This is a genomic window from Amycolatopsis sp. ATCC 39116, from assembly GCF_000231075.2.
Taxonomy (GTDB): Bacteria; Actinomycetota; Actinomycetes; order Mycobacteriales; family Pseudonocardiaceae; genus Amycolatopsis_E; species Amycolatopsis_E tucumanensis.
In genome coordinates this window covers 137,155-161,187 of record NZ_AFWY03000006.1, presented here as the reverse complement: position 1 = coordinate 161,187, position 24,033 = coordinate 137,155, and the positions used below count along the sequence as shown (strand labels likewise).

Here is a 24,033-nt window from a genome sequence, read left to right as displayed (position 1 = left end):
GTCAGGTCAACTGAGGCTTACCTTAGTAAGGCGATACTAAGAGTGTCCAGCGGCGAAAAAGGTGACAAGAGCGTCGTTGACCACGTCCGGGCGCTCCAGATATCCGTAGTGCCCGGCGTCCGCGATTTCCAGGTACCGCGCGGACGGGATCGCGTCGGCGACCTCGCGCGCGAGGTACGCGGGCAGGCGGAGGTCGTCGGCGAACCCGATGACCAGGCAGGGGACGTCGATCGCGCGGTAGGCGTCCAGGCGGCTCTCGGTGATGTCGAGGTCCAGCTGCGCGCGCAGGCCGGGCGTCCACAGGGTCGGCGACATCTCGAAGATGTCCAGCCAGTCCGCGACCGCCGCGTCGTCGTTCAGCGTGCGGGGTGAGAGATTCTGCACTGCCCGCGTGACGGCCTCGTACTTCGCGGGCAGCGCGATCTCGCTGTCCCGCAACTCCTTCTCCGCCGCGCCCATCGCCGCGCGCATCGCGTCCGGACGGCCCCGGGTGGCCATCAGCACGGCCTGGCTGACCAGTTCGGGGCGCGCGAGCATCAGCTCGGTGACCACCTGCGCACCCATCGACGTGCCGACCAGGCGGCACGGGCCGAGGCCGAGGTGATCGATCAGGCCCGCGGTGTCGGCGACCAGGTCGTCGATCGTGAAACCCGGCTCGGCGGGTGAGATCCCGCGGTTGTCGAAGGTGATCGCGCGGTAGCCGGCGTCGACGAGCGCGGGCACCTGGTGCAGGTGCCACACCCGGCCGTTCGCCGCGGTGCCCATCACGAGCACCACCGGATCGCCCGAGCCGAGGTCGTCGTAGTTGATCTTCATGCCGTTGACGTCGGCGAGTGGCATGGTTCTCCTTGCAGGCTGGCCCGGCGCAGTCCGGGCATGGTCACCGCGACCAGGCAGACGCCGAGCACGCACACGATCCCGCCGGCCACGATTCCGCCCGCCGGACCGAGCAGCCGCGCGGCCAGGCCCGCTTCGGCGTTGCCGACGGCCGGGCCCGTCGTGGCCTGCGCGAGCCACAGGCTGCTGACCCGGCCCTGCAGGTGGTCGGGCGTGTGGTGCTGCAGCAGCGCGCGGCGCAGGATCTCCGAGGTCGTGTCGCCGACACCCGCGATCGCCAGGAACAACAACCCCAGCCACAGCTCGCCGGACAGGCCGAACGCCGTGACCCCCAAGCCCCACAACAGGACCGATCCGATCAACGCGCGGCCGCTGTGCCGGATCCGGCCGGTCCAGCCGCTGACCAGCGCGCCGATGAACGCGCCGACCGCGGGTGCGGTGTAGAGCAGGCCGACCGCGGACGGGCCGCCGCCGAAGACTTCCGTGCCCATCTGCGGGAAGAGCGCGTACGGCATCGCGAAGAGCATCGCCCACAGGTCGATCACGAGCAGCCCGCGTACGACCGCGTTGTGCCGCAGGAAGCGGAAACCCTCGGCGATCGCGTGGAACGGGTGCTGGTGGTCCTCGTCCGGCTTGCCTGCCCGCAGCTCGGGCAGCCGCCACATGAGCAGGACCGCGGCGACGTAGCCGAGCGCGTCGATCGCGAAGCACGCGGCGACGCCGGGACCGGCCGCGATCACACCGGCGACCGTCGGGCCGACCATCGCGCCGAACTGGCTGGTGACCGTGATCAGGGCGCCGGCCGCGGTCAGGTGCTCCGGCTTGACCAGCGACGGGATCGCCGCCATCAGCGCCGAACCGCCCAGGCCGTTGATCGCGCCGGCGAGGATCGCGGCGACGTAGACGAACCACAGCATCGGGTGCGGGATCGCGGCGTTGACCGCCAGCCCGCCGAGCACGACCGCGACGACCGCCCGCGTGGTGAGGATGAGGCGGCGCCGGTCGACCCGGTCGGCCATCACCCCGCCCGCGAGCAACCCGCCGAGCAACGCGATGCCGAACACCAGACTGACCAGTCCGACCTGGACCGACGACCCGGTCACCTGGTAGACGTGCAGGTTGATGGCGACGTTGGTGAGCGCCGTCGTCAGCACGGTGAGTGTCTGCGCGGCGAAGACGAGCCGGTACGCGGATGCGCTCCGTAGCGGCGTGACGTCGATGACCATTTCCCCGAGCCGCACGAGCACCTTCCCTTCGTAACGTCGGCTAGCCTAACCTAAGTTCGCGCGATCGAGGGAGCTGACGATGTTGCACGGCTGTGTGCCCTGGCCCGAGGAACTGGCGGCGAAGTACCGCGCCGAAGGCTACTGGACCGGACAGTCGCTCGACGTCCTGCTGGCCGAGGGCGCGGCGGCGCACGGCGACCGGGTCGCGCTCGTCGCCGCCGATGGCGCGCGCTGGACCTACGCCGAACTCGACGCGTGGGCCTCGCGCCTGGCGGCCGGGCTGGTGTCGGCGGGACTGCGGCCCGGCGAGCGAGTCGTGGTGCAGCTGCCGAACGTGCCCGAGTTCGTGGCTCTGTTCTTCGCTTTCCTGCGCGCCGGGGTGCTGCCGGTGCTGGCGCTGCCCGCGCACCGGGAGAGCGAGATCGTGCCACTGTGCGAGCTGAGCGAAGCGGTCGCGTACGTGGTCGCGGACACCGACGACGCCGGGTACGACTACCGCGAGCTGGCGCGGACGGTGCAGAAGGCGGTGCCGTCGGTGCGGCAGGTGTTCGTCGTCGGCGAGCCCGCGGAGTTCCAGCCGCTGCCGACCGCCGCGCCGGTCCCGCTGCCTTCGCCAGATCCTTCCGACGTGGCGTTGTTCCTGCTCTCCGGCGGGACGACCGGCACGCCCAAGCTGATCCCGCGGACGCACCAGGACTACCTCTACAACGCGCGGGCGAGCGCGGAGGTCTCCGGTTTTTCGGCGGACACGCGGTACCTGGTGGCGTTGCCCGCGGCGCACAACTTCGCGCTGGCTTCGCCGGGCCTGCTCGGCGCCATGGCCGCCGGTGGCACGGTGGTGCTGGCGCCGGATCCCAGTGCGGACACGGCGTTCGAGCTGATCGAGCGGGAGCGCGTCACCGTGGCCGCGGTGGTGCCGCCGGTCGCGCTGTTGTGGATGGACGCGACCGAGTTCATGGACGAGGACCTGTCCAGCCTGCAATTGCTCCAAGTGGGTGGCGCGAAGTTCAACGCGGAGCCCGCTTCCCGGGTGCGGTCGACGCTCGGCTGCGATCTGCAGCAGGTCTTCGGGATGGCCGAGGGACTGCTGAACTTCACCCGGCTGGACGATCCGGACGAGCTGAAGATCACCACGCAGGGCCGCCCGCTGTGCCAGGCGGACGAAGTGCTCGTGGTCGACGAGGAGGGCGACCCGGTGGCACCCGGCGAAAGCGGCGAGCTGCTGACCCGCGGGCCGTACACGCTGCGTGGCTACTACCGGGCGGAGCAGCACAACGCACGCTCGTTCACGCCCGACGGGTTCTACCGCAGCGGCGATGTGGTGCGGGCGCTGCCGTCCGGGCACCTGGTCGTCGAGGGGCGGATCAAGGACCAGATCAACCGCGGTGGCGAGAAGATCCCGGCCGAGGAGCTGGAGAACCACCTGCTGGCGCACCCGGCCGTGCACGACGCCGCGGTGGTCGGGATGCCGGACGAGGTGATGGGCGAGCGGACGTGCGCGTTCCTGGTGGTGCGCGGGGAGGCGCCGACCTTGCGCGAGGTGACGGCCTTCCTACGGGAGCGAGGCGTGGCGGCGTACAAGCTGCCCGACCGGCTGGAGGTGCTGGACAGCTTCCCGCTGACGAAGGTCGGGAAGGTGTCGAAGGCCGCGCTCGCCAAGCGGATAGCCGGGTGAGCGCTGGCGATCGGGGCGCCGAGGTTGACCCGCGCCGGGTGAGCGCTGGCGTTCGCGGTGCCGAGGTTGACCCGCGCCGGGTGAGCGCTGGCCTTCGCGGTGCCGAGGTTGACCCGCGCCGGGTGAGCACGGGCGAACGCGGTGCCGAGGTTGACCCACGCCGGCTGACCACCGCCGACAGCGGCACCGACGGCGGCACGCGCCGGGTAAGCACCAGCAGCCGCGGCGCCCACGCCGACCCACGCCCGGTGAGCACCGGCAATCGCGGTGCTGGGGTCCGGCCGCGCCGGATCACCAGCGCCGCCCACGCCAGCCCCCACCGCACCAGCACCAGCAGCCACGCCGACCCACACCCGGCAAGCACCGGCAATCGCGGCGCCGAGGTCTGGCCGCGCGGGGTCCCCACAAGCGACGACACCCACGCCAGTCCACGCCACGTCAGCACCACCAGCCGCGCCAACACCGGCCCCCGCCGGGTCCGCACCAGCAGCCGCGGCACCGGCCCGCTCCACGTGAGCGCCGGCCGCCCCAAGCACTTTGCCCGCCCCGCACCTGGAGAACACCCGTGAGCACCGGTGGATCCACCCGAGCCGCCTCCCGGGGGACGCCCGGTCAAGCGCCTGCCCCGCGCCTGGCGGCGCCGTCCCGGGCGGCCGGCCTGGTCGTCGCGCTGGTGGTCCTCGTGGCGATCGCGTTGCTGAGCATCGCGGTCGGCGCGCGGTCCATTCCACTCGGGACGGTCGTCGACGCGTTGTTCCACCGCGACGGCTCCGATTCGTCCTATGTGGTCTGGTCGATCCGGGTGCCGCGGACGTTGATCGGCATCGCGGTCGGCGCGTCGCTGGGCGTGGCCGGCGCGCTGATGCAGGCGCTGACCCGCAACCCCCTCGCCGACCCGGGGCTGCTGGGCATCAACGCGGGCGCGGCGACGGCGGCCGCGTTGTCCGTTGGCGTGCTCGGCGTGACCGACCTGCGGGCGTTCGTCTGGTTCGCGTTCCTGGGCGCGGCCGTCGCGGGTTTCGTGTTGTACGTGATCGCCGGCCGGGGCGGCACGTCACCGGTGCGGCTCGCGCTCGCCGGGACCGCGGTGTCGGCCGCGCTGACCGGTCTGACCCAGGCGATGACCCTGCTCGACACCCAGACGCTGGACCAGATGCGGTTCTGGACGGTCGGTTCGCTGGAGCGCGCCGACGGCGGCACCCTGGTGCGGGTGCTGCCGTTCCTGGCGGTCGGCGTGGTGCTCGCGTTGTTCCTGGCGCGCCCGCTGAACGCGCTCGCCCTCGGCGACGAGGCCGGCAAGTCGCTGGGCGCCCACCTCGGCCGGACGCGCGGCCTGACCCTCCTGGCGGTCACGCTGCTGGCCGGCGCCGCGACGGCGGCGGTGGGGCCGCTGGTGTTCGTCGGGCTGGCGGTGCCGCACATGGTCCGCGCGATCACCGGGCCGGACCAGCGTTGGGTGCTGCCCTATTGCGCCCTGCTGGCCCCGGCGCTGCTGTTGCTGGCCGACGTGCTGGGACGGGTGATCGCCAAGGAGGAGATCGACGTCGGGGTGGTGACCGCCCTGCTCGGGGCGCCGCTGTTCATCGCACTGGTGCGCCGCACGAAGGCGGCCCGCTCATGACGAAGACGCTCACCAGGACCCGCACGGCAGGACGCCGCTCGGTGATCGTCTGCGTCGGGCTCGCGGTCGCGATCCTCGGCTTCGGGGTGCTCGCCCTGGGCACCGGGTCGATCTCCGTCGCGCCGCTCGACGTCGTCCGCACCCTGCTCGGCAACGGCAGCCGCATCACGAACTTCGCCGTGCTCGACCTCCGGCTGCCCCGGGTGCTCATCGCGCTGGCCGTCGGCGCCGCGCTCGGCATGAGCGGCGCCGTGTTCCAGAGCCTGTCCCGCAACCCGCTCGGCAGCCCGGACATCATCGGCTTCAACTACGGCGCCACCACCGGCGGCCTGCTGGTCATCCTGCTCTCCGGCGGCGGCACCCTGGCCGTCTCCGGCGGCGCGCTCGCCGGCGGGCTGGTCACCGCCATCGCCGTGTACGTCCTCGCCTGGCAGCGCGGCGTCCGCGGCTCCCGGCTGGTCCTGGTCGGCATCGGCATCAGCGCGATCCTCCAGGCGGTCAACTTCTACCTGATCGTCAACGCCCAGATCGCCGACGTCGCCCGCGCGACGGTCTGGCTCACCGGCAGCCTCAACAACCTCGGCTGGACCCAGTTCTGGCCGCTGGTGATCGCCCTGGTCGTGTTGATCCCGCTGCTGCTCGCGGGCGCCCGCCGCCTCGACATGCTCGAGATGGGCGACGACGCCGCGGCCGCGCTCGGCGTGCGGGTCGAGCGCAGCCGCGTGTACCTGCTGATCGTCGGCACCGCGGCGTGCGCCATCGCGACCGCCGCCGCCGGGCCGATCGCCTTCGTGTCCCTCACCGCGCCCCAGCTGGCGAAACGGCTCACCCGGGCCGCCGGCGCGGGCATCCTCCCGGCCGCCTGGATGGGCGCGTTGCTGGTGCTGGTCGCGGACTTCGCCGCCCAGCGGGTCGCCGGGGCGTCGACGCTCCCGGTGGGCGTGGCGACCGCCGCGCTCGGTGGCGCCTACCTCGGCTGGCTCCTCTGGCGCCGCCGCTGAACGCGCGACGGCCCCGGGCGCCGCCCGGGGCCGTCGAAAACCAGCTCAGGCCCGCACCACGAACGGCGCCACCGAGCCCAGCTTCTCGCACGTCTCCTCGAACTCGCGTTCCGGCGTGGAGTCCGCGACGATCCCCGCGCCCGCGCGCAGCCACGCCTGCGAGCCCTCCTGGTAGACCGCCCGCAGCACCAGCGCGGCGTCCAGTGATCCGTCCTCGGAAAGCGCTATCACCGCGCCGCTGTACAACCCGCGCGGGTCGTCCATCCGGGAGATCGCGTCGAGCGACTCGCGCTTGGGAATGCCGGACGCCGTCACCGCCGGGAACACCGCCTCCAGCGCGTCCCACGCCGACCGGCCGTCCGCGAGGTCCCCGTTCACCAGCGAAGCCAGGTGCTGCACGCTGCCCCGCTCCTTGATGCCCATGAAATCCCCGACCCGCACCGATTCCGGCACGCACACCCGCCGCATCTCCTCCTGCGCGGTCCGCACCGACACGGCGTGCTCGAACACCTCCTTGGGGTCCGATTCGAGCTCGGCCCGCGCGGCCGCGTCCGCTTCGCTGCCCCGCCCGAACGCACGCGTCCCGGCCAGCGGCTGCGTCGTGACCCGCCCGCTCCCGTCGACCGACACGACGATCTCCGGGCTGAACCCGGCCGCCTCGGCGCCGTTCAACCGCAGCAGGAACGACCGGGCGGGGGTGTTGCCGCGCCGCCCCAGTTCGTAGGTCGCGACCAGGTCCGCCGGGAACGGGATCCGCACGACCCGCGACAGGATCACCTTCTGGTATTGCCCCTGCCGGATCTCCTTGACCGCCTGGGCGACCCGCTCGCGGTAGCTCTCGCCGCCCGCGCGGACGTCCACCTCGGCGGCACGCGGCGTGTCGGCCTCGATGGACGCGTCGAGGATCTCCCGCACCCGTGCCCGCTCCCCCGCGTCGACACTGCGGATGCGGACCGACTGCCCGTCCAGCCGCACCTCGGTGCGCGGCACGATCACCCGCACCACCTCACCGGGCGGCGGCACGGCGCCGCGCAGCCCGAGCCCCGGCACCAGCCCGGCGAACGAGAAGTGCACGCGACCGTAGGCGTTCCACCCCGTCACCGGCAGCTCCGCGAGCGCCGACCGCATCGCCTCGCCCGGCGACCCGGTCCACGCACGATCGGTCACCTCGTCGCCGTACGAGATGCGCACTCGCTCGGCGTCGAGCGACACCGTCGCGAGGGCACCGCCGGCGAACGTCCACACGCCGTCGCGTTCGTAGACGACGTAGTCGTCGAACCCGGCGCGCGCCAGTCTGGTCACAAGGCTCAGTGGCTCAGCCACCGAGCCGGTTTCCTCGACGTCGTACTCGGTCACGCCCACTCCTCGGCTTTCACACCACTGACCGCGTACTCGGCAGGCCAGTCCAACGACGGTTCCCTGCGGTCGAGGATCGAGCGCAGGATTTCGCCGACCCGCACCGCGGTGTTCGAGAGCAGGGACGAGGTGATGCCGTGCGAGTGCTCGGTCCCGCCCTGCAGGTAGAGCCCGGCCTTCACGTCCGGGGTGACGAGCCGGTAGTCGCGCTCGATCCGCAGGCGGCCGTGCTCGTCGCGGCGGCACTTGGCGGCCAGCTCGCCGAGCAGCGACGTCGGATCGGCCGGACGGTATCCGGTGGAGTAGACGACGAGGTCCGCGTCCAGCACGGTCTTCTCGCCGGTGGTCAGGGATTCGATCGCCATCCGGACGGCGGACTCGGTTTCGGTGACGTCGATGGGGCGGCACGCGTTGAAGATCCGCAGCCGCTGGACGCCCTGCACCTTCTCGCGGTAGACGCGGCGGTACAGGTCGTCGATGAGGTCGAGGTCGACGGCCGAGTAGTTGGTGTTGCCGTGGTAGTCCATCAGGCGGCGCTTGACGTCCTCCGGCGCGGTGTAGAACGCGTCGACCGCTTCCGGGTCGAAGATCCGGTTCGCGAACGAGCTGTCGTCCGATGGGCTGTAGCCGTATCGGGCGAACACCGAGCACACCTCGGCGCGCGGGAACTTGTCGTGCAGGAACGCGGTGACCTCCGCGGCGCTCTGCCCGGCGCCGACGACGATGCACCGCTCGGGGTCGGACACCGTGTCGATGCGGTGCAGCAGCTGGTGGTTGTGCCAGATCCGGTCACTGACCGTGACGCCCTCAGGGAGGTTTGGCCGCAGCCCGGTGCCGAACACGACGTTGCGGGCGCGCAGCACCTGCCCGTCCGTGGTGCGCACGTCGAACAACGATTCCTCGCCCGAAACCGGCGTGATCCCGGCGACTTCGCGGCCGTAGGAGACGAGGTCGTCCACCTTCGCCGCCGACCACTCCAGGTAGTCGTGGAACTCGATCCGCAGCGGGAAGAGGTTCTTGTGGTTGATGAAGTCGACGAGGCGCCCGTGACTGTGCAGGTAGGACAGGAAGCTGAACTCGCTGGCCGGGTTGCGCATGGTGACGAGGTCCTTGAGGAACGACACCTGCATCGTGGCGTTGTCCAGCAACATCCCCCGGTGCCAGCCGAACCGCGGCTGACGCTCGAGGAAGTGCGCGGTGACCGCCTCCCCGCCGCCGGCGTTGTGCTCGGTGACGGCGATCGCCAGTGCGAGATTCGAAGGGCCGAAGCCGACCCCGACCAGGTCGTAGACCGGAACTTCCTGCGGTTCTGGCATGCCCGTCCTATCCGTAGATGTACAACCGAGGCAACCCTAACCTAAGTTAGGGGAGGCTTAACTACTACATTCGGGCGTGATGTTGATCCCGGAACGAGGAGGACCGATGCGGGTCGCGATGTTCGGCTACCAGACGTGGGGGCACCGCACGCTGCGTGCACTGCTGGACGCCGGTCACGAGGTGGTGCTCGTCGTGACACACCCGAAGAGCGACCACGCCTACGAGAAGATCTGGTCCGACTCGGTCGCGGATCTCGCCAGGGAGAACGGTGTTCCGGTGATCGAACGCAACCGCCCCGACGACGACGTGACGGCCGCGCTCAAGGAGGCGGACCCGGAGATCATCGTCGCGAACAACTGGCGCACCTGGCTGCCGCCGGAGATCTTCAACCTGCCGCCCCGGGGCACCCTCAACGTGCACGATTCGCTGTTGCCCGCATACGCCGGTTTCTCGCCGTTGATCTGGGCGCTGATCAACGGGGAGAAGGAAGTGGGCGTGACCGCGCACGTGATGAACGACGAGCTGGACGCGGGCGACATCATCCTGCAACGATCCGTCGAGGTCGGCCCTCGTGACACGGTGACGGACCTGTTCCACCGCACGGTCGACCTCATCGAACCGGTCGTGTCGGAAGCCCTGGCAAAGCTCGAATCGGGGAATTACGAGCCGGTTCCCCAGGACCGTTCCAAGGCGAGCTTCTTCCACAAGCGGTCCATCGAGGACAGTCGCATCGACTGGACCTGGCCTGCCGAGGACATCGACCGCCTGGTCCGCGCCCAGTCCGACCCGTACCCGAACGCCTTCACCACCCACAAGGGACAGACCATCCGGATCACGAAGGCGTCCGTCTCGAAGGGCCGGTACGGCGGCACACCCGGTCGGATCTTCATCCCCGAAGGCGACGGAGTGGTGATCGTCGCCGGCGCAGACGCCAGGTTCGGCAAGAACCACGGCCTGGTCATCGAACAGGTACGCCTGGAAGACGGCACAGAGCTGGCAGCCACCGAGTACTTCACGAAGATGGGCGGCTACCTAGGCCGCTGAAAGCGGCGGTTGTCTTTGAACCAAACGAAGCTGGGTGGTCATCCCGTCGCCTGACACGCAACGATCACCTTGAGCCAGGGCCGCAACCCAGGCCGCCAACCGGCGGCCGAACATGCCAACCTTGCGGCCCTGGCTCAAGGTGATATGCACAAACCGGAAGGCGACGGGATGACCGCCCAGCGGAACCACCTCGCCAAGGCGGGATGAGGCACCCAACCCCTGGTCATCCCGGAGCCTGCCCGTCCGGCGAGGACTATCTCTTGATCTTTAAACCGCCGCCTGACACGGCGGGGAGTCCGCCCTGCGGGCGGAAAAGCGCCTCACGGCGCTCGAAAGGTCACCTTCCGACCACCCCCGCCCCCGATGCCTGATTGTGTTTCAGTCGCCGAGCAGCCGTGTCAAGGCGGGAAAGCGTGCCTTGACACGGCTGGTCGGCGACCAAAGATCGGCTGTGGATCGGGGGCGGGGGAGGTCTGGTTGGGGTAGTCGCCTGCTTTGCGTTGCCGGCTTGCGGTTGAGGGGGGGTTGGGCTGCTCGGTGGCGTTTCGTTGCCGGGCGGCGGTTTGTTGCTCGTGGCGCTAGCTCTTCTTTGCCCGACTCGGTGCCACCCTGGGTGGCTCGTTCGGCTGCTTCGGGTACACGGGCGGCCACGGCGCATCCATCATTCCCGCTGCCATGTCCCGCTCCGACATCTCCAGCAGCGGCTCGATCGACTGCGGCCGCTCCCGCATCTGCGCCCATGGGTCACCTCGCCGAGCGACGAGGTCTGGCACCGTCGACAGGGTCAACTCCCCTGGTTCCACTGTGGACAGCTCGTCCCACGAAATGGGCGTCGAGACCTGGCCACCGGCACGTGGGCGGACGCACCATGCGCCGAAAACTGTTTTGTGTGGCGCATTTTGATTGAAGTCCACGAAGACCCTCGCGCCCCGCTCTTCCTTCCACCACTGGGCGGTGATCAGGTCCGGGTGCCTGCGCTCCAGCTCCCGCGCCAGGGCGACCGCGGCAGCACGCACCGCGTAGGAGTCCCACCGTGGTTCCAGCGCCACGTAGACGTGCAGGCCACGCGAGCCCGTTGTCTTGATGTAGGCCCCGATGCCCAGGGAGTCCAGCAGGTCCTTCGTCAGCACCGCCGCCTCGCGGACCTGCTCGAACGTCACCCCGGGCGACGGGTCCAGATCGATTCGCAGCTCGTCGGCGAACTCGGGCGCCGAGGCGCGGTACGGCCAGACGTGGAAACCGATGCAGCCCAGGTTCACCGCCCACAGGATGTGCCCCAGGTCGGCCGCCACGAGGGCGTCCGAGGTCGTTCCGTTCGGGGTGGACACCACGGTGGTCCGCACCCAGGACGGCGTCGACTTGGGGACGCGCTTCTGGAACCACGACTTGCCGCTCGCGCCGTCGGGATAGCGCTCCAGCAGCAACGGCCGGTCCCGCAGCGTGTTCATCAACGGGCCCTCGACCGCCTGGTAGTACCGGACCAGGTCGAGCTTCGTCTCGCCGCGCTCGGTGAAGTACACCTTGTCCGGCGACGAGATGCTGACCTCGGTGCCTTCAATCGGTACAGCGCTCACGCTCTCACCTCGCTGAACAGGGCGGTCAGCTCCGCCGGCGGCACCTCTTCCAGCTGGTCGTACCGACACGAGTCCGGCGTCCGGTCGGGCCGGAACCGCACGAGGCGCGTCGCATGGCGGAAGCGGCCAGCCTGCAGGTGGTCGTACCGGACTTCGGCGACCAGTTCGATCCGCACCGGCTCCCACGACAGGTCCTTGCCCGCGTTCCACCGGCTCTGCGCGCCCGGCACCCGCCTACCGTCCGGCTCGAACGACGCCCACTCGCGCCACGGGTGCTGCTCCATCGCGCCCTCCCGCAGCGGCGCCAGCTCGTCGACCAGCTCCCGCCGTCGCGCTGCGGTGAAACTGCTCGCCACGCCCATGTGCTGCAGCCGCCCGCCCGCGTCGTACAGGCCGAGCAGCAGCGATCCGATCCCGTTGCCGTCCTTGTGCCAGCGGAACCCGGCGACCACGCAGTCCGCGGTGCGCTCGTGCTTGACCTTCCACATCACCCGCTTGTCCTGCTCGTACGGCAGGTCGCCCGGCTTCGCCATGACCCCGTCGAACCCGGCGCCCTCGAACCGGGTGAACCAGTCCTGCGCGACGTCCGGGTCCTGGGTCATCGGCGTCAGGTGCACCCGGGCGAGTGAGTCGTCGAGCACCCCTTCGAGGACGTGCCTGCGGCGCTGGAACGGTTCACCGGTCAGGTCGGCGTGGTCGAGGGCGAGCACGTCGAACGCGACAAAGCTGGCCGGCGTCTCCGCGGCCAGCTTCCGCACCCGGGACGCGGCCGGGTGCAGCCGGAGCTGGAGGCTGTCGAAGTCGAGACCGCCGCTGGTGACGATGACGATCTCCCCGTCGACCACGCACCGCTCCGGCAGCGCGGCCTTCAGCAGGTCCACCAGCTCGGGGAAGTACCTGGTCAGGGGCCGGTCGTTGCGGGAGCCCAGCTCGACCTCGTCACCGTCGCGGAACACGACGCAGCGGAACCCGTCCCACTTCGGCTCGTAGTGCAGCCCGGGTTCGCGGGGCATCTCGTGCACGGCCTTCGCCAGCATCGGCTTGACCGGCGGCATCACGGGCAGGTCCACACCGCTGACTCTAGGCCGGAAAAATTCTCCGCGCGCCATGTCGAGAAAACGGGATCCGCTCCGGACCTCCTTCCGACAGAGGCTCGACCAGGGAGGATGACCCCCATGAAGTACATGGTGATTCTGTACGGCAACCAGGAGCTGTGGGACTCGGTGACGCCGGACGAGTGGCAGGAGGCCGTCGCCGCGCAGGACGCGTTCAACGAGAAGTACTTCGCGTCCGGCGAGCTGCTCGGCGCGTACGGCATCGCGGACCCGAAGGTCGTCCGGGTCCGCGACGGGCAGACGACGGTCACCGACGGGCCGTACCTGGAGACCAAGGAGTACCTGGCCAGCGTGGCGATGCTCGAGGTGGACAGCGAGGAGCGGGCACTGGAGATCGCGGCGGACAACCCGTTCGCCGCGTTCCGGCAGGTCGAGGTGTGGCCCGTGCTGCACGGCGGCGAGGGATGACCGACGACCTGCTGCGCGAGCTGGCGCCGCAGGTGCTGGCGATCCTCATGCGCCGCTACGGCGGGCTCGACACGTGTGAGGACGCGGTGCAGGAGGCGCTGCTCGCGGCCGCCACCCAGTGGGGCGAGACCGGCGTGCCGGACAACCCGCGCGGGTGGCTGCTGACGGTCGCGACGCGGCGCCTGACCGACTGGATGCGCAGCGACAGCGCACGGCGCCGCCGGGAGGACGAGGACCTGCTCGCCACCCCGGCGACGCAGCTGGTGGCGCCGGGCGCGGACGAACGCGGCCCCGGCGACGCGGACGACACCCTCACCCTGCTGTTCCTGTGCTGCCACCCGTCGCTGTCGGTGCCGTCGCAAACCGCGCTGACCCTGCGCGCCGTCGGCGGCCTCACGACGGCCGAGATCGCGAAGGCGTTCTTCGTCCCCGAGGCGACGATGGCCCAGCGGATCAGCCGTGCCAAGCAGAAGGTGAAGGGCGCCCGGTTCAGCCTGCCGCCCGAGGAGGAGCGGGGCGAGCGGCTGAACGCGGTCCTGCACGTGCTGTACCTGATGTTCAACGAGGGCTACACGGCGACCGCGGGCCCCGACCTGCAGCGCGACGACCTGGCCGCGGAGGCGATCCGGCTGACCCGCCTGGTGCGGCGCTTGCTGCCGTCGGATTGGGAGGTCGCGGGCCTGCTGGCGCTGATGCTGCTCACCCACGCCCGGCGGTTCGCGAGGAGCGTCGACGGTGAGCTGGTCCCGCTGTCCGAACAGGACCGCACCCGCTGGGACCGCGCCCTGATCGAAGAGGGGGTCGCCCTGATCAGCGAGGCGTTGGCGAAGACCACCCGGCTCGGCGCGTACCAACTGCAGGCCGCGATCGCCGCGGTGCACGACGAAGCCGCCAGCGACGAGGAGACGGACTGGCCCCAGGTGGTGGCGCTGTACGGCCTGCTGGAGCGGGTCGCCCCGAACCCCATGGTGACCCTGAACAAAGCGGTGGCCGTGGCGATGACGACCGGTCCCCGAGCCGGCTTGGAGCTGCTGGACTCGCTGACCGAGGATCCGCGCCTGGCCAAGCACCACCGCCTGCACGCCGTCCGCGCCCACCTGCTGGAACGGGCAGGCGAGACAGCGGAGGCCCGCACGGAATACCAACTGGCCGCGAAGCGGACGACGAGCCTCCCCGAACAGCGCTACCTGCAAAAGCGCGCCGCAAGGTGCACCACCCCCAACTGAGCTGGGTGGTCATCCCGTCGCCTGGAACTGAACGATCACCTTGAGCCAGGGCCGCAACCCAGGCCGCCAACCGGCGGCCGAACATGCCAACCTTGCGGCCCTGGCTCAAGGTGATATGCACAAACCGGAAGGCGACGGGATGACCACCCAGCGACCCGCTGCATGAGGTGGGACGAGGCACCCAACCCCTGGTCATCCCGGAGCCTGCCCGTCCGGCGAGGACTCTTTTGATCTTTTTCCTGCGCTTCGCGCAGGGGCGCCTCACGGCGCCGGAAGGTCACCTTCCGACCACCCCCGCCCCCGATTCCTGATTGTGTTTCAGTCGCCGAGCAGGGTTGTCAAGGCGGGAAAGCGTGCCTTGACAACCCTGGTCGGCGACTAAAGATCGGCTGTGGATCGGGGGCGGGGGAGGTCTGGTTGGGGTAGTCGCTTGCTTTCCGTTGCCGGCTGGCGGTTGTCGTGGTTCTTGACGAACTGTCTAGGTGCTGGACAGCTCGTATAAGATGGGTCCATGCTCGATCTCGAAGCCATCAGGAGCGCCGCCAAGCGGATCGACGGTGTCGCTCATCGGACTCCTGTCCTGACGTCCTCCACCCTCGACCGGCGCACCGGCACCACTGCGTTCCTCAAGGCCGAGAACTTCCAGCGCATCGGCGCCTTCAAGTTCCGCGGCGCCTACCACGCGATCTCCCACCTGACGCCCGAGCAGCTCGGCAAGGGCGTCGCGGCCTACTCGTCCGGCAATCACGCCCAGGCGGTCGCCCTCGCGGCCAAACTGGCCGGCAGCAAGGCCGTCATCCTGATGCCCGAGGACACCCCGTCGTCCAAGATGGACGCCACCCGCGGCTACGGCGCCGAGGTCCTGACCTACGACCGCTACACCGGCGACCGCGTCGCGATGGGCAACCAGCTCGCCGAGGAGCGGGGCCTGACCCTCATCCCGCCCTACGAGCACCCGCACATCATGGCTGGTCAGGGCACCGCCGCGCTGGAACTCCTCGACGAGACCGGCGAGCTGGACACCCTCATCGCCCCGATCGGCGGCGGCGGGCTGATGGCGGGCAGCGCCACCGCGGCCAAGGGCCTGCACCCCGGCATCCGGGTGGTCGGCGTGGAGCCCGAGCAGGCCGACGACACCCGCCAGTCCCTCCAGCGGGGCGAACGCGTCCGGATCCCCGTCGCGCGCACCATCGCCGACGGGCTCGCCGCCGACATCCCCGGCGAGCTGACCTTCTCCGTCAACCAGCGCCTGGTCGACGACATCGTCCTGGTCAGTGACGACGAGATCCGCGAGGCGATGCGGTTCGCGTTCGAGCGGCTCAAGATCGTGCTCGAACCCAGTGGCGCCACCTCCCTCGCCGGGCTGCTCAAAGGCGGCTTCACCGGCCGGGTCGGCGTCATCCTCTCCGGCGGCAACATCGGCGTCGAGCGCTTCCGCGAACTCCTCGGCTGAACGAGACAGCCGGGTGCCGCCCCCGACGGACGGCACCCGGCCCGCTCACGGCGTCGCCAGCGCCTCCGTCGGCGACAGCCGCGACGCGCGGATCGCCGGGTACAACCCCGCGATCCCGCCGATCACCAGCGTCGCAGCGGCGCCGCCGGCCACCGCCCACAGCGGCACCACCACCGGCCACGACTGGTAGACCGCGTAGCCCACCGTCACCAGGCTCCCCAGCACCGCGCCGCCGAGCCCGCCCAGCGCGGACAACAACAGCGACTCCGCCAGGAACTGGGTGCGGATCTGCCCGCGCGTCGCACCCAGCGAGCGCCGCAGGCCGATCTCCGCGCGCCGCTCCAGCACCGAGATCACCATCGTGTTCGCCACCCCGACCCCGCCGACGAGCAGCGCCACCGCGCCCAGCCCGAGCAGCAGCCCGGTGAAGGCCTCGCCCGCCGCCTGCTGCGCGGCGAGCGCGTCGGACGGCCGCGACACCTCCACCTCGTTCGGCGCGGCCGGGTTCGCGGTAGCGCCGAGCACCGACTGCACCGCCGGGACCTGGGCGTCCTGCGACCGCGTGTAGATCGTGGTGGGCAGCCCGTCGAACCGCAGCTCGCTCGCCGCCACCTCCCAGCCGACCAGCGCGGCCGAGTCCAGCTCGGGCGCCAGCGGGGCCGGTTCGAGGATCCCGACGACCGTGAACCAGCGCCCGCCGACCAGCACCTGCACGTCCGGTCCGGCGCGCGAGATGCCCAGCCGCTCGGCCGCGGACGAACCGAGCACGACCGCCGGATAACCGCTCGTGGCTTCGTTGAGCCAGGTTCCGCTGCGCACCCGCGCACCGGTCGTCGCCGGGAGATCCAGCCGGGCCGCGTAGGCGGCGAGCCCGTTGGTCTGCGCCTCGGGGATCTTGTCCGTGCGGTAGACCTTCGCCTCACCGAGCCGCGCGATCGCCGACACCGACTCGACCGGCCCGATCCGCGCGACCATCGCCTCCGCCGTCTCCGGCAGCTGCGCCTCCTCACCGGTCAGGGTGGTGCCCGGTGACACGGTGAGCAGGTTGGTGCCGAGCGCCGCCAGGGTCCGGTCCAGCTCGGCCCGCGACGACGACGAGATCCCGACCACCGCGACCATCGCCGCGATGCCGATCGCGATCCCCAGCGCGGACAGGAACGCACGCGTCGGACGTGTCCGCAGGCCGACCGCGCCGACCTTGACGACGTCCCGCGGCCACATCCGGGCCGGCGACAACGCGGTGGTCATCGCGTCACCTCCTCGACGACCCGGCCGTCCCGCATCCGCACCTGCCGCGGCAGCGACGCCGCGATGTCCCGGTCGTGCGTGATGATCACGACCGTGGTGCCGGATTCGTTCAGCTCCCGCATCAACGTCATCACCCCGGCACCGGACGCCGAGTCGAGCGCGCCGGTCGGCTCGTCGGCCAGCAGCAGCGGCGGGTCACCCGCGACGGCCCGCGCGATCGCCACCCGCTGCCGTTCCCCGCCGGACAGCTCGTGCGGCTCGTGGTCCATCCGGTGCCCGAGCCCGACCCGCTCCAGCGCGGCCGCCGCCCGGCGCCGCCGCTCCCCCGCGCGCAGGCCCGTGTAGAGCAGGCCGTCGGCGACGTTCTCCAGCGCTGAGGTGCCCGCGGCGAGGTGGAACTGCTGGAACACGAACCCGATCCGCCGCGCCCGCAACGCGGACAGCTTCGCGTCGGACAGCGCCGCCACGTCGTGGCCGTCGATGTGCACGCTGCCCGAGGTGGGCCGGTCGAGCGTGCCGAGCACGTTGAGCATCGTCGACTTGCCCGAGCCGGACGGCCCCACGATCGCGACCAGCTCCCCCGGCTCGATCCGCAACGACACCCTGGCCAGCGCGGTCACGCCCGAATAGCGCTTGGTCACGTCGGTCAGCGAGATCATTTCGGCATCCCAACGACCATGCCCTCGGCGATCCCGTCGCCGGAGATCTCGACCTTGCCCTCGGCGAACAACCCGGTCTTCACCGGCACGTACCGCGTGGTGGCGCCGTCCACGACCTCGACGCCGAACCCGCCTTCGGCCAACGCGACGAGCGCGGCGACCGGCACGGTGAGCACGTTCTCGCGCTTCTCGGCGGTGAACGTGACGTCGACGGACGCGAGGGCGTAGCTCGCCGCGGCCTGCTGGTCGTCGAACGCGATCTCGACCTCGACCTTGGTCTGCGCCTCCTCCTGCCCGCTCGCCGGCTGGATCACGGTGCTGACGTCGGTGATCTTCCCGGCCAGCTTCCGGTCGTCGGGCAACGTGACCTGCACGGCGGCGCCCTCCCGGGCCAGCCGCTGGTCCGACGGGTCCAGCTCGACCGTGACCGCCTTCGCCGTGCCGGTGTAGGACAGCACCTTCTGCCCCGGCGACGCGGGCTGCCCGGCGCTCGCGTCGACGGTCTCGACCCGGATCTCGGCGGGCGTGAACACGACCCGCCCCAGCTCCACGACCCCGGTCTCGTCGAGGCCGAGGTCCTCCTGCCACTCCCGGACGGCGTCCGCGGTGGCCGAGCTGTACTCGTCGTCGATCGTGAACCCGGTGTAGCCAAGGGCGCTGAGGTTCTCCTCCAGCTGCCGCACGTCGGCGCCCTCGGTGCCCTCGGCGAGCGCCCGGTAGGCAGGCATCGCGCCGTACATCAACGTCACCGGCTTGTCGTCGACGCGGAAGACGGGCTGGCCGCGGCTGATCACGGCGCCGCTGTCCGGCACCGAGGTGAGGGTGCCCGGCAGGCGGTTGGCCAGTGTGGACGAGGCGCCGTAGCCGAGTTCGCCGTCCTCGGTCTGGGTGTCGTCGAGCGTCTGCCGCTGGACCTTCGCCGTGCTCGGCGGCAGCTCCACCGCGGCGGGCGCGGCGCCGTCGTCGCCGCGCGCGAGGACGACGTACCCACCGCCCGCGACGGCCACCACCAGCACGAAGACGACCGCGTACAGCCGCCCGCGTCCGCGAGTTCTCGCGTCGGTCATCCGCGCGCCCCCGCGAGCACTTCCTGGCACTTCTGCGACGCCTGCTCGAAGTCCGGGTCCTGCGACATGCGGCCGTCGATGCGGATGCCCTTCTGGCCGGGCTCGGGGTCGGGGAAGGCTTCGACGCCGTTCTCCCGCATGCAGACCGCGAAGTCACGCGCGGCCTGCTCCATCTTCGGGTCGGACTTGGCGGCGCCGTTCTCCTGCGGGTTGTACTGGCGGCAGGCCTCCTGCGCCTTGTCGACGGTCTCCTTGGGCACCGACCCGTCGAGCTTGAGCGTGATCCGGCCGTCCACCGGATCCTCCATCGGGACGCCGTTCTCCCGCATGCACTGCGCGTATTTGAGCCCCATGTCCCCGTTGCCCATGGTGGGTGTGCTGCCCGCGGTGGTGCTCGCGGCGCTACCCGCGGAAGCCACCCCGCTGCCGCCGTCGCCGTCGGAACCGCACCCGGCGAGTGCCAGTGCGAGGGCCACGGGAACCGCGGCCAGGATCTTGCGCATCAGGATCTCCTTCGCATTCGAGGACGAACGGAGGGGAATGAAACGGGGCGCGGCATTTCCCGGGCGTTTCCGACATCGCTAACGCCGGGGAAACACCGCGCCGGTCACGCTGGACCGGTGCGGGTTCTGGTGGTGGAGGACGAGCCGATGCTCGCCGAGGCGATCGCGGAGTGGCTGCGTGAGGACGCGCACGCGGTGGACGTCGCGCACGACGGCGGCGGCGCGCTGGACCGGCTGGCGGTCAACGACTACGACGTCGTGGTCCTGGACCGGGACCTGCCCGGGGTGCACGGCGACGACGTGTGCCGCGAGCTGGTGTCCTCGTCGTCCCCGACGCGCGTGCTGATGCTGACCGCCGCAGCGGAGGTCACCGACCGGGTCGCCGGGCTGACCATCGGCGCCGACGACTACCTCGCGAAACCGTTCGCGTTCCCGGAACTGGCCGCGCGGATCCTGTCGCTGGGCCGCCGCGCCCGCCCGGCCGCGCCGCCGGTGCTCAGCCGCGCCGGGATCACGCTCGACCCGGCCCGCCACGAGGTCTTCCGCGACGGCCGGTACGTCCCGCTGTCCAAAAAGGAGTTCGCCGTGCTGGCCGAGCTGCTGCGCGCCGACGGCGCGACCGTGTCCGCGGAGTTCCTGCTGGAGAAGGCGTGGGACGAGAACGCGGACCCGTTCACCGGCGCGGTCCGGCTCACGATCCTCAAGCTGCGCCGCAAACTCGGCGACCCGCCGGTGGTCGAGACCGTGACCGGCGTCGGGTACCGGATCCCGTGAGGCGGCCGCGGCGGATCACCCTGCGCGCCCGGCTCACCCTGATCTACGGCGGGCTGTTCCTGGCCGGCGGCGTGGTGCTGCTCGGGGTCACCTACGCGTTGTTCAACTCCCAGGTGGGGCGCGGCACGATCAAACTGCTCACCCGCGTCGGCCCGGCACCCGGGACGGACACGGTGATCACGACCAACGACCTGAACGACCTGCTCATCGGCTCCGAAGCCGAGCGCGTCGCACGGGAGCAGGCCGCTCTGCTGCGTGAGGCCGCCGCGCATTCCCTGCTGGTGCAGGGCACGATCGCGCTGGTCGTGGTCGGCGCGCTGGCGATCGGCTTCGGCTGGCTGGTCGCGGGCCGGGTGCTGGCGCCGCTGCACGGCGTCACCGGCTCGGCGCGCCGGATCGCGGCGTCGGCCGATCCGCGCCAGCACCGGCGGATCACGCTGCGCGGCCCGGACGACGAGGTCAAGGACCTGGCCGAGGCGTTCAACACGATGGTCGAGCGACTGGACCGCTCGTTCGACGGCCAGCGGCGGTTCGTCGCCAACGCCTCGCACGAGCTGCGCACCCCGCTGACGCTGAACCGGTCGCTGGTCGAGGTCGCGATGCACCGCCGGTCGGCGTCGCCGGACGTCAAGGAGCTGGGCGAGAAGCTGCTGCAGATCAACTCGCGGCACGAACGGCTCATCAGCGGGCTGCTGGTGCTGGCGAAGTCGGAGAACGTCGTGGAGCGGTTCCCGCTCGACCTCGCCAACGTCGTCACGCACGTCGTCGCGCAGACCGCCGACCAGGCGAAAGCCGCGGACGTGACGGTGACCGACTCGCCCGCGGAAGCCCCCACGCTCGGCGACGCGCTGCTGCTCGAACGGCTGGTGCACAACCTCGTGGAGAACGGCGTCCGGCACAACGAGCCGGGCGGCTGGGTCCACGTCGGCACGCACACCCGTGGCGACGTGGTCGAGATCGAGGTGAGCAACACCGGGCCGGTGGTGGCCGACGCGGAGATCCCGGCGCTGTTCGAACCGTTCCGCCGCCGCGCCGCGCCGCGGCTGGACTCGGCGAAGGGCGCCGGGCTCGGGCTGTCGATCGTGCGCTCGGTGGCGAGCGCGCACGACGGCGAAGTGACCGCCCGGCCGCGGGACGGCGGCGGGCTCGTGGTCACCGTGCGCCTGCCCGCGAGGCTGCCCGGTCAGGACCTGACGAGCTTCGGGATGTCGCGCAGGCCGGCGTCCGGCAGGTAGGCGCGGGCGATCGCGACGCCGATGCGCGGCAGGTCGGCCTCGTCGCGGTAGATCAGGTACATGGGCGCGTACCGAGGGCGGAACTTCGCCTTGAACGCGTGCAGCGAGCGGAAGCCGTAGTACGGCTCGAGCGCCGCGCCGAGCTTGTCCAGCAGCGCGTCGAGGATCCGCGTGTCCCCCTCGGTTCCGGCGCGGGCGAGCGGCGCGCCGGACAGCGACAGGTAGCGGGCGCCGTCGTCGCGGAAGGCCTGGCAGGCGGAGGCGATCAGGAACTCCACGACGTGCTTGAACCCGTCCGAGCGGCGGCGCATCACGTCCAGCGTCCAGCCCTCGATCTCACCGTCCCCGGCGTAGACCGGGATCCACGAGGTGACGCCGTGCACGCGCCCGTCGTCGTCGACCGCGAGCCCGACCCGCACGTGCCGGTCCAGCGCCTCGTCCACCCCGCCGAGCGTGAAACCCATCTCCGGCAGGCCCTTGTCACCGACCCACTCCTCGGAGATCGCCCGCACCTGCTGCAGCACCGCGCGCGGCTCGTCGGCGAGGTGGACCAGGCGGAACGTGATGCCCTCCTTGACTGCGCGGTTGAGCGCGCTGCGGGCCGGCTGCCACTGCTTGCCCTTGAACTCCAGGCCGGGCAGGTCGATCAGAGTGTCCTCGGCGACCTGCAGGTACCGCCAGCCCAGCCGCTCGGCGCCGCGGACCGACGGTTCGGTCGCGGAGAACAGGCACGGCACGAGCCCGGCGCGGTCGCAGTTCTCGGCGAACTCGGCGACCGCGCCGTCCCCGTCGGAGCGCGGGCAGATCGGGTCGCCGAGTGCGACGGCCACCCCGGCGTGCTTGCGGTAGGCGACGTAACCGGCGTCGTGCGCGATCGGGAAGTAGCGGTTCTCCGGCCAGGTGGTCATCCAGGACAGGGTGCCACCGCCGTTGCGCTGGACGAGTTCGATGGCGTGCTGCCGGTCGCCGTCGGCCGTGCGCGGCCGCCACGGAACGCGGAAGGCGTGCCGCCCGGCGACGAGCAGCACCAGGTAGCCGAGCCAGAAGACGCTGTCGGTGACCACCAGCGGGACGTCGTCGACCGCTTCGACGGCATCGAGGACCGTGGCGACCAGCAGCGCGACCCCGGCCAGCACGGTGAGCAGGATGTCGAGCCCGGCGATGACGACCACGGCCCACCACGCGACCCGGCGGCCGTGGCTGAGCCCGCGCATCACGAGGAGGGCCAGCACGATCACGACGACGACCTCGACGGCGGACGAGTCGTCGGTGCCGGTGGGTCCGAGTGGACCGGTCGTGGGGAACAACCACGTGACGATCCGGACGGCGGCCACGACCAGCAGCCCGGACGCGGCGAGCAGCCGCCATTCGCGACGGCTGGGCTGACCGGTATTCCGGACGCGGTTCGGCCCGGCGATCCGCGGCGACAGCGGCAGGGTGATCGCGACGGCGAGGAAGTGCTCGACGTCGGCCAGGGTGCCGCTGTAGAGCAGGGCGATCCCGGCGTAGCCGACCAGCAGGATCCGCAGGCGCAAGCGCCAGGGTGCGCGGAGGGTCGCGGTGGCTGCGGTGATGGCGGCGAAGGCGCCGGCGGACGGGCCGACGTCGCGGACCGTGGCGACGGCCGCCGCCCACGACGAGACGTCCCGGAGAGCGAGGAGAACCCCGGCGGCGCCCAGAACCGCGACGAGGTGTCCAGTCACGAAGGTGCCGATGGTGCGTCTCGTGCCGAGCCGGAGTTCGGCGAAGCCGGTGAACAACGCGAAGCTGAGGAAGACCGGCAGGTAGTAGAGCGGGGTGAGCGCGAAGAACGGCCCGGTGAGGGGCGTCCACCAGCGGCCGGCTTCGAAGGCGGGCAGGCCGAACGCGATGTCGGGGAACCAGGCGCGGTCCTCGACCGGGGACCAGAGGCTCCCGGTGGCGACGGCGGTGACCAGGAGTGCCGCGAGGAAGGCGAGCGTGAAGGGGAGGCGGCGGAGCGGTGTCATGTCCGGCCCTCCGTGGGGGCTCCGGCCAGCAGGTCCTTGACGCCGTCCCAGCGGTTGCGGCGGAAGCGGGTTTCGGCTCGGGCGAGGCGTGCCGCGTCGTAGCGGGCGCGGGCCCACGGCGAGCCCGGACGGGCGAGCCGCACGGCGGCGACGACCGCGACGAACGGCACCACGATCCCGATCAGCCCGGAGGCGATCTTGCCCTTGAAGATGGCGATGCCGGCGAGCACGAGGTGGGCGAGAACGGTGACGGCGAACGCCACGCGCCCTTCGTCGGCCGTGTCCTCGAACGGGCGCGCCCCGAGGACGAGGAAGGCGCCGATGACGGCCGCGACGAGCACCGCGTCGACGGATTTGCGTCCCTCGCGGGCCCAGTAGACGTCGTCCAGGTGCAGCCAGAGGGCGAACTCGTCGAGCGTGAGGGCCGCACCGGCGCCGAAGACCACGGCGAGGACCTCCGCCCACGGCGACCCCGGCCGGTACACGAACTCGCCGGCGCCGCTGAGGAGCATGAGGAAGATGCCGTAGACGTGGTGGTGGACGTGCACGTCCCCGACGCTAGTGTCGCGGAACGGCCCCCGCCCGGCGCGGATCATCCGCACGACCACGCGGGTGACCACAAAGGTGACGACAAACGCGGCGACCACCCACAGCACGAGGCCGGTGGAGGCGCCGGCGAACAACTCGACGGTCACGGCCGCCACCC

21 protein-coding genes are annotated in these 24,033 nt (G+C 71.3%); 9 read left to right on the top strand and 12 right to left on the bottom strand.

The features are described 5' to 3' along the window. Positions 1-36 precede the first annotated feature (36 nt). Positions 37-840 carry an alpha/beta fold hydrolase gene (locus tag AMY39116_RS0309810; RefSeq protein ID WP_020417515.1) on the bottom strand — a complete coding sequence of 268 codons (804 nt, stop codon included), beginning with the start codon at positions 838-840 and terminating at the stop codon, positions 37-39. Further along, positions 813-2,078: an enterobactin transporter EntS gene (entS, locus tag AMY39116_RS0309805; RefSeq protein WP_235716094.1), complete on the bottom strand. Its 1,266-nt coding sequence runs from the start codon at positions 2,076-2,078 to the stop codon at positions 813-815. The genes AMY39116_RS0309810 and entS overlap by 28 nt, the downstream gene beginning before the upstream one ends. Positions 2,079-2,142: 64 nt before the next feature. On the opposite strand from entS, the gene AMY39116_RS0309800 reads away from it, so the two are divergent. From AMY39116_RS0309800 to AMY39116_RS0309790, 3 genes are all read left to right on the top strand, one after another. Then, a complete protein-coding gene (locus AMY39116_RS0309800; protein ID WP_020417513.1) occupies positions 2,143-3,738 on the top strand; it encodes a (2,3-dihydroxybenzoyl)adenylate synthase in 1,596 nt (531 codons plus the stop codon). Positions 3,739-4,303: 565 nt separating this feature from the next. After that, positions 4,304-5,359, top strand: a complete 1,056-nt coding sequence (locus tag AMY39116_RS0309795) for an iron chelate uptake ABC transporter family permease subunit (RefSeq protein WP_020417512.1) — start codon at positions 4,304-4,306, stop codon at positions 5,357-5,359. Next, complete coding sequence (locus tag AMY39116_RS0309790; protein ID WP_020417511.1) at positions 5,356-6,360, top strand: iron chelate uptake ABC transporter family permease subunit; 1,005 nt, start codon at positions 5,356-5,358, stop codon at positions 6,358-6,360. The genes AMY39116_RS0309795 and AMY39116_RS0309790 overlap by 4 nt, the downstream gene beginning before the upstream one ends. Before the next feature lie 45 nt (positions 6,361-6,405). On the opposite strand, the gene AMY39116_RS0309785 is transcribed toward AMY39116_RS0309790, so the two are convergent. Further along, on the bottom strand, positions 6,406-7,716 hold the full coding sequence (locus AMY39116_RS0309785) for a salicylate synthase (RefSeq protein ID WP_020417510.1): 1,311 nt from the start codon (positions 7,714-7,716) through the stop codon (positions 6,406-6,408). After that, positions 7,713-9,032, bottom strand: a complete 1,320-nt coding sequence (locus AMY39116_RS0309780) for a lysine N(6)-hydroxylase/L-ornithine N(5)-oxygenase family protein (protein WP_020417509.1) — start codon at positions 9,030-9,032, stop codon at positions 7,713-7,715. Before AMY39116_RS0309780 ends, AMY39116_RS0309785 begins: the two co-directional genes overlap by 4 nt. A 106-nt stretch (positions 9,033-9,138) precedes the next feature. On the opposite strand from AMY39116_RS0309780, the gene AMY39116_RS0309775 reads away from it, so the two are divergent. Continuing rightward, on the top strand, positions 9,139-10,077 hold the full coding sequence (locus AMY39116_RS0309775; RefSeq protein WP_020417508.1) for a methionyl-tRNA formyltransferase: 939 nt from the start codon (positions 9,139-9,141) through the stop codon (positions 10,075-10,077). Between the two features lie 578 nt (positions 10,078-10,655). Here the strand turns inward: AMY39116_RS0309775 and ligD are convergent. Together ligD and AMY39116_RS0309765 are read right to left on the bottom strand one after the other, a co-directional pair. After that, a complete protein-coding gene (gene ligD / locus AMY39116_RS0309770; protein ID WP_020417507.1) occupies positions 10,656-11,651 on the bottom strand; it encodes a non-homologous end-joining DNA ligase in 996 nt (331 codons plus the stop codon). Then, positions 11,648-12,721, bottom strand: coding sequence for an ATP-dependent DNA ligase (locus AMY39116_RS0309765; RefSeq protein ID WP_020417506.1), 1,074 nt, complete (start codon positions 12,719-12,721; stop codon positions 11,648-11,650). The genes ligD and AMY39116_RS0309765 overlap by 4 nt, the downstream gene beginning before the upstream one ends. Positions 12,722-12,826: 105 nt before the next feature. Between AMY39116_RS0309765 and AMY39116_RS0309760 the strand changes: the two genes are divergently transcribed. The 3 genes from AMY39116_RS0309760 (at position 12,827) to AMY39116_RS0309750 (ending at position 15,853) form a co-directional block, all read left to right on the top strand. Next, on the top strand, positions 12,827-13,174 hold the full coding sequence (locus tag AMY39116_RS0309760; protein ID WP_020417505.1) for a YciI family protein: 348 nt from the start codon (positions 12,827-12,829) through the stop codon (positions 13,172-13,174). Continuing rightward, on the top strand, positions 13,171-14,400 hold the full coding sequence (locus tag AMY39116_RS0309755) for an RNA polymerase sigma factor (RefSeq protein WP_020417504.1): 1,230 nt from the start codon (positions 13,171-13,173) through the stop codon (positions 14,398-14,400). The genes AMY39116_RS0309760 and AMY39116_RS0309755 overlap by 4 nt, the downstream gene beginning before the upstream one ends. Positions 14,401-14,911: 511 nt before the next feature. Further along, entirely contained in the window at positions 14,912-15,853 is a 942-nt protein-coding gene (locus AMY39116_RS0309750) for a threonine/serine dehydratase (protein ID WP_020417503.1), read from the top strand. A 45-nt stretch (positions 15,854-15,898) separates the two neighbouring features. Here AMY39116_RS0309750 and AMY39116_RS0309745 read toward each other — a convergent pair whose 3' ends face one another. From AMY39116_RS0309745 to AMY39116_RS0309730, 4 genes are read right to left on the bottom strand one after another with little or no spacing between them, the layout of a single operon-like run. Beyond that, on the bottom strand, positions 15,899-17,101 hold the full coding sequence (locus AMY39116_RS0309745; RefSeq protein ID WP_020417502.1) for an ABC transporter permease: 1,203 nt from the start codon (positions 17,099-17,101) through the stop codon (positions 15,899-15,901). Then, a complete protein-coding gene (locus tag AMY39116_RS0309740) occupies positions 17,098-17,760 on the bottom strand; it encodes an ABC transporter ATP-binding protein (protein ID WP_020417501.1) in 663 nt (220 codons plus the stop codon). The genes AMY39116_RS0309745 and AMY39116_RS0309740 overlap by 4 nt, the downstream gene beginning before the upstream one ends. Beyond that, positions 17,757-18,827, bottom strand: a complete 1,071-nt coding sequence (locus AMY39116_RS0309735; protein WP_020417500.1) for an efflux RND transporter periplasmic adaptor subunit — start codon at positions 18,825-18,827, stop codon at positions 17,757-17,759. Before AMY39116_RS0309735 ends, AMY39116_RS0309740 begins: the two co-directional genes overlap by 4 nt. Further along, positions 18,824-19,330, bottom strand: a complete 507-nt coding sequence (locus AMY39116_RS0309730) for a hypothetical protein (RefSeq protein WP_020417499.1) — start codon at positions 19,328-19,330, stop codon at positions 18,824-18,826. Before AMY39116_RS0309730 ends, AMY39116_RS0309735 begins: the two co-directional genes overlap by 4 nt. Before the next feature lie 117 nt (positions 19,331-19,447). Between AMY39116_RS0309730 and AMY39116_RS0309725 the strand changes: the two genes are divergently transcribed. Then, the gene (locus AMY39116_RS0309725; RefSeq protein WP_020417498.1) at positions 19,448-20,104 is read left to right on the top strand and encodes a response regulator transcription factor; all 657 of its coding nucleotides are present in this window, start codon (positions 19,448-19,450) and stop codon (positions 20,102-20,104) included. Beyond that, positions 20,101-21,339, top strand: coding sequence for a HAMP domain-containing sensor histidine kinase (locus AMY39116_RS0309720; protein ID WP_020417497.1), 1,239 nt, complete (start codon positions 20,101-20,103; stop codon positions 21,337-21,339). Before AMY39116_RS0309725 ends, AMY39116_RS0309720 begins: the two co-directional genes overlap by 4 nt. Here AMY39116_RS0309720 and AMY39116_RS0309715 read toward each other — a convergent pair. Beyond that, complete coding sequence (locus AMY39116_RS0309715) at positions 21,288-23,327, bottom strand: bifunctional lysylphosphatidylglycerol flippase/synthetase MprF (protein ID WP_020417496.1); 2,040 nt, start codon at positions 23,325-23,327, stop codon at positions 21,288-21,290. The two genes, AMY39116_RS0309720 and AMY39116_RS0309715, sit on opposite strands and share 52 nt — an antisense overlap. Beyond that, positions 23,324-24,022 (bottom strand): phosphoethanolamine transferase CptA, encoded by a 699-nt coding sequence (locus AMY39116_RS0309710; protein ID WP_235716093.1) that lies wholly within the window; start codon positions 24,020-24,022, stop codon positions 23,324-23,326. The genes AMY39116_RS0309715 and AMY39116_RS0309710 overlap by 4 nt, the downstream gene beginning before the upstream one ends. Positions 24,023-24,033 lie beyond the last annotated feature (11 nt).